At 64.2% G+C, this 6,060-nt stretch carries 4 protein-coding genes and 1 pseudogene; all 5 read left to right on the forward strand.

Going from position 1 to position 6,060, the window contains the following annotated elements; genetic code table 11:
• Nucleotides 1–202, forward strand: a pseudogene (locus tag AC1DVA_RS25820) (outer membrane protein); the annotation flags it as partial.
• A 507-nt stretch (nucleotides 203–709) separates the two neighbouring features.
• A complete protein-coding gene (locus AC1DVA_RS25825) occupies nucleotides 710–2,371 on the forward strand; it encodes a DUF3300 domain-containing protein (RefSeq protein ID WP_476807766.1) in 1,662 nt (553 codons plus the stop codon).
• A 15-nt stretch (nucleotides 2,372–2,386) separates the two neighbouring features.
• The gene (locus AC1DVA_RS25830) at nucleotides 2,387–3,283 is read left to right on the forward strand and encodes a DUF2950 domain-containing protein (RefSeq protein WP_476807767.1); all 897 of its coding nucleotides are present in this window, start codon (nucleotides 2,387–2,389) and stop codon (nucleotides 3,281–3,283) included.
• A 1,607-nt stretch (nucleotides 3,284–4,890) separates the two neighbouring features.
• Nucleotides 4,891–5,211: a DUF1236 domain-containing protein gene (locus AC1DVA_RS25835; RefSeq protein WP_476807768.1), complete on the forward strand. Its 321-nt coding sequence runs from the start codon at nucleotides 4,891–4,893 to the stop codon at nucleotides 5,209–5,211.
• A 252-nt stretch (nucleotides 5,212–5,463) separates the two neighbouring features.
• Nucleotides 5,464–5,880: a hypothetical protein gene (locus AC1DVA_RS25840; RefSeq protein ID WP_476807769.1), complete on the forward strand. Its 417-nt coding sequence runs from the start codon at nucleotides 5,464–5,466 to the stop codon at nucleotides 5,878–5,880.
• Nucleotides 5,881–6,060: the final 180 nt, after the last annotated feature.

Here is a 6,060-nt window from a genome sequence, read left to right on the forward strand (position 1 = left end):
CGGCGGCGGTGTCGAATACGCCTTCACCAACAACTGGACGGCCAAGATCGAAGGCCTCTACGTCGATACCGGCGAGGGCCGGCGCGCCCGATCCTTCGACAATGCGGCGGGCGGTGTGCTCCCGGCCGGAACCTATACCGCAGTCAGCAATGGCGGCGGCGGTGCCGGGCTCGTGCGCGTCGGCGTGAACTACAAGTTCTGAGCGGCACGTTGCAGCAAACAGCCCGGCCGATGCGCCGGGCTGTTTGCTATTCATTCGCCTACCGAATCGAAGGCCGAACTTCGACGCCAGGCGCTGGGCCACAGGTCGTGACAGGATGAAACTCGAAAGCTGCCGACAGCAGTTCAAACGTTTGTGCTCACCCTAATAAATCAAGTCATCATCCCAGGGCGTTTGCCCATGGCAAGCTCGCCGGCTTTCTCTGAAATCGCACCGACGCGGTCGGCGACCGCAAGTCCAACCTGACGCTGAGCCAGAAGCGGGCCGATGCAGTTGCGACGCGGTGGTCACCACACTCGGCATCGCCCCCGCCGGGATTGTCTCAGTCGGCCTCGGCGAAGGGCAGTTGCAGAACCGGGAGAACCCGGACCCCGCGGCCAACCGGCGCGTCCAGATCGTGAATGTGGGTCGGTTCAGATAGGCTGGCCAAATCGTGATGGATCGGCTTGATTGCATGGACTTGAGCGTGAGGACGGCATGCGACACGGAATGATTGCCCTATCCGCAATGGCGCTGGCGCTGGCTCCAGCCAGCGCCGTTCTCCCCGGCCTCGGCGCCGCATTCGCCCAGCAGGCTGCTCCAGCGCCACAGGCCGCGCCAGCCCAGGCCGCGGACACGGTCTTCACCCGTGCCGAGATCGAGCCGCTGGTGAAGCCGATCGCACTCTACCCCGACCCGCTGCTGGCGCAGTTGCTGCCGGCCTCGGCCTATCCGCTCGACATCGTGCAGGCGGCGCGCTGGTTGGATCGAAACAAGGCGGCTGTCGAGAAGGCCGATTTCACAGCAGCCGACGCCATGACCTGGGATGCCAGCGTGAAGGCGCTGATCCGCTTTCCCGACCTGGTCAAGCAGATGAACGAGAACCTTGATTGGACGAGCGATCTCGGCGACGCCTTTGTCTACCAGCCGACGGATGTAGCGGCCGTCATCCAGGATCTGCGGGCCATGGCGGCAAAGGGCGGTGCCCTGAAATCCACGCCACAGCAGACCGTGGTCCAGAAGACCGAGGGCTCCAGCACGGTCATCTATATCGAGCCGGCGGAACCGGAGGTGATCTATGTTCCAAGTTATGATCCCGGGGTCGTCTACCAGCCGGTCGCTTCCGCCGTCCCGGGCGCGCTCCTGACCTTCGGGACCGCCATCGCCGTGGGCGCCGTGATGTACAACAACCCGTGGAACTGGGGCACCGGGGCGGTCTATCCTCCGCGCTGGCCTGGCTATCCAGGCTACCGGCCCGGCTATCCCGGCGCACCCGGGCGCGGAAACATCAATATTGGCAACGAGATCAATATTGGCGGCGGCAATATTATCGGAAGCGGGAACAACATCGGCAACGGCAACAGCATCGGCAACACCAAGCCGTGGCGGCCCGACCCTGACCGGTATCGGCCTGGGCAGGGCTCCAAGCCCGGCCTCGCCCGCCCTGGCGGCCCAGGCCGGCCAGGTGGCCCAGGCGGTGTCGGTGGTCCGGGCGGCCCAGGCGGCATAGGCGGCCCCGGGCCGGCTGGCGGCGTCGGTGGTCCGGGAGGGCCCGGCGGCATTGGTGGCGTCGGCGGGCCAGGCGGCCCGGGCGGGGTTGGCGGCGTCGGTGGTCCGGGAGGTCCAGGCGGTATCGGCAGCGTCGGCGGAGCAGGCGGTCCAGGTGGTGTCGGCGGCCCCGGACCGGCTGGCGGCGTCGGTGGAGTGCTGGGCGGTGCGGCAGCAGGCGCGATCGGCGGTGCGGCGGCTGGCATGATCGGCCAGCGACCGTCCCAGCAACCCGCACGCCCCGATGTGCGACCCGGACAAGATCGCCCCCAGGGCGGGACCGGGCAGGGCCGACCACAGGCCGACACAGGCAGGCCCGCGACGCGACCGTCGGGACCAGAACGGCCCTCGGCACGGCCGCCGACGGCACAGGCGCGACCAGCGGCGCCGCAGGGGGGTGCAAGGCCCCGCCCAACAGCCCCGAGCGCTTTTGACGGCATTGATGCAGGGCGTGGCGCGGCGGCCTATGGCAATCGCGGAGCGTCCAGCCGCGGCCAGATCAGCATGCCGGCAGGCCGCGGCGGTGGCGGCGGGCAGATCGGCGGCGGGGGTCGCGGCGGCGGCGGTCATATCGGCGGTGGTGGCGGCCGCGGGGGCGGCGGCGGTCGCGGCGGACGGCGCTGATTGGGGGACATGATCATGGCACATCACGCTTGGATTTCAGTTCGGGTCTCGCTCACTGTCCTGATGATGGCGGGCCCTGCCGCAGCCCAGCAGAGCTTCCCGTCACCCGATGCGGCGTCCAGTGCACTGATCGAGGCGGCGCGGGCGCGCGAGCCCGCGCCCGGCGTCCTTGATCGCATTTTCGGGTTGGGGGCCCGCGACGTGCTGAGCACCGGCGACGCCACTCTGGACCGCGAGAGACTCGAGCGCTTCAACGAAGCTGCGGCGGAAGCCGTCACGCTGACGCCGCGCGGCGACGCGACGCGGATCCTGACGATCGGCAAACGCAAGTTCGAGTTCCCGATTCCGATCGTCCGGCGCGGCGAGGCCTGGATGTTCGATATCRCAGCCGGGCGGGACGAAATCCTCAACCGCACGATTGGCGCGAATGAACTGCGCGCCATCGAGGCCTGCCAAGCCTATATCGGCGCCCAGCGCGAGTATTTCCGCATGGACCATGATGGCGATCAGGTGCACGAATATGCCCAGAACCTCATCTCGACACCTGGCACGCAGGACGGGTTGTACTGGCCAAGAACCGGGCAGGCTGATGTCAGCCCGCTCGAGGGTGCCTTGAGCGAGGCGCTGCTTAATCAGGAGAACCGGGCGTATGGCGGTTACCTTTTTCGCATCCTGAAGGCACAAGGACCCTGGGCGCCCGGCGGCGCGCATTCCTACGTCATCAACGGCAACATGATCTCTGGCTTCGGCCTCGCGGCCTGGCCGGCCGCGTGGGGCAAGACCGGCGTCATGACCTTCATCTGCGGGCATAATGGCGTCGTCCTGCAGAAGAATCTCGGCTCGAAGACCAGCGCCTTGGCGGACCGCCTCCTCCGCTACGACCCCGACAGTAGCTGGGCGCCAGTCGAATAGAAGGGGCGCCCCTGCTCCGGCGCCTCTCGGTGAGCCAGAGGAGGGCGAAATCGCCCTTTCACGGCCGCAGACCGTTCCCGAGAAGACCGTTGCCGGCCGGGGAACAAGGGAAACAGGATGACGAGGAATCAACTCTATGAGGGGGCGACGACACCTACTGACGCAAAACTTGCTCTTTTAGACGTCGACAGCGTGGGGTTGAAGCTCTCGAGGGTGTTGGAGTTCCGCAGCCGCATGACCGGTCGACTGACTTTACGGATGCGTCCCCCCCCGGGACGTATGGCGCGGATCAGGCCGTCCCCGAAAATGCAGTGCCTTCGACGGCAACTGCGGGGGCCACTTCGGACGACCCATCTGACGCAAGCGATCTATAGATTGACCACGGAGAGAACCCTGAACCGGCGTGTGCGCGGCCTTCATCAGCCGACTTGACCGGCGCGAGCCAGGGCAGCTTTCATCGGCGTGAATGCGCTAAGAGCAGGCTATCATCTATCGCTACGCGAAAGGTGATGTGGCCGATGCAATGGGAAAAGATCAATTTCCGCGCGGCTTGCGGAGCACTGCTCGCCAGATAAAACTCAGAATCCACTTCCCCGTCAGCATCGCCTCGCCGAGGGCCATTCGGAAGAGGTGGCTCGGCGCATCGACGTAAAAAGTTCCGCCCGAGGCCATGATGGGCAGACTTGCCGCGAGAATTACAAGCGCTGCGCTGCCTCGGTAAGACGACCTTTCTGCAGATGAGAAGGTCGGGCCGCGACCCTCTTGGTCTTGGCTGTTCGGCAAAGCCCCTGCGGGATTCCGTTCGTCCATGGCAGACTGTAGGAGACTGCCGTCCGCAAGACACAACCGCGCAAAGTGGGTAGCTCCGACGAGCAGCAGACCCCACCTTTCAACTTCGGCATCGGAAGCCTGACGGGGCTCGGCATTCGAACGGGGGCACATTTAGCCGCGCGGCCCACGTCAATTGGGCCCAGGGTTTCAATCCAAGGGTCAGGCGCACGACTGTTAACGTGAACTGCCCGCTTCCTTCTGGCCGCGGGCTTTTTTTTGTCTCAGATCAATGCGCGGGTGATGCAACTGCCTATATTTTCGGGCGCACCCCACAGCGGAGGAAGGAGCCATGCCATTCTCGTCGCTGAACGACCCCGTCGACCTTGCTCGGGCGCAGGCAGTTTTGAAGGCCGTATGGGACGAAGTCAGGTCGAGCACTCCTGATGCGTTTGAGCAGCGGCAACGGACGCGGTTAGCCTATATCGTGGCTGCGCTTGTGGCCGTCGCGGAAGACGAGGAAGTATTGAGGCGAAAAGTCCTCGTTCTGTACAGGCAATCGGCCGTATGAACCCGGAAGAGAAGTGGAACTATGCACCAGGCGAGCCGGCAATGTCCGATCGGCGCGTAGGACAGGGAAATCAGTAGCGGCCGTTCGCCTGCGCACGAAGACGGACATCGGCTCGGAGCTCCAAAGGGGCCGGGCCTCTTGCTTCCGCCGCTAGCAAAGATGCATCGCCGGTCATGGCCAGATTTTGCTTTTTTTAAGTTAGGAACTGAGATGAGGCGCCCACGTTGATGGCCCGTCGCACCAAGGTGCGTAAATCGGAGGAACCATCATGAAACACACGATTCTTGGAATGGTCGCGGCCTCTGCGCTTATCGCCAGCTCGGCCGCCTTTGCCCAGACCAGCACTCAGATCACGATCGGTCAACCCGAGCAGACCCGGATCAAAGAGTACGTGGTCAAGGAGAATGTGAAGTCCGTCATGGTCAAGGAGAAGGTCACGGTCGGCGCGACCCTTCCGGCCGATGTCGAGCTTCGTGCGGCCCCTACCGATTGGGGACCGGACGTCAGCAAATATCGCTACGTGTACACCGACAACCATGTCGTGCTGGTCGAGCCGTCGAGCCGGCGCATCGTTCATATCGTCGAGTGATCGAGATCTTCCGGAGCCGGGTTTCAAACCCGGCTTCAGTCTATCCCCGCCATCGCTGGGACCGCAATTTGCCTGCACCTCAGCAGCGGCGGGGTGTTGTCGGGTTTCCAGGTATAATGATTTCCGGAATTCAAATCAGTCTTTCGGAATAACTTCATAGGAGGCACTAATGAACGGCGTGATTTATATTGTCGGTCTTATTGTTGTAGTACTCGTTGTCCTGTCGTTCCTCGGTCTTCGATAGGAATCGCCATGTCCATATCTGGAACTGACGTTGTCGTTGCCCCTGTGAGCGTCAACAAGGAGAACCGCTCCTATGTGCAGTGGGGGCCGATCCTCGGTGGCGCGGTCATCGCCACCGCCATCTCGACCATCATGACGGTCTTCGGCTCGGCGATCGGGCTGTCGATGGTCTCCGCCGATTTCGAGAGGAGTTCCAGCGCCACCGCACTGGCGATTGCGGGCGGCTTGTGGGCGCTTTTGGTCATGGCCTCAGCCACGATGGCCGGCGGGTATCTCGCAGGCCGCATGCGCCACCCCAGCTTCGATGCCAATGGCGAGGAGTGTAAGGTGCGCGATGCCACCCATGGCCTGCTCGTCTGGGCAACCGGCGCGCTTCTGATCTCCGTGGTCGCAACCTCCTCGCTCTTCGGCGCAGCGAAGACGTAGGCCAGGGGCGTCGGCAACGCCAGCTGGACACCCGCAAGAACGGTCTGATTTCTGGCGCTATGGTGGGGTCGGCGCGATTTCGGGATGATGATCGGCCTCAGGCTGCCTGACGGCCGTCATTTTGAGCCGATTTCAGCGATTTTGGCCGGTTCTGGACAGACTCGCCCCATGGCCCTGTTC

This window comes from Allobosea sp. P4_C6, assembly GCF_056402015.1.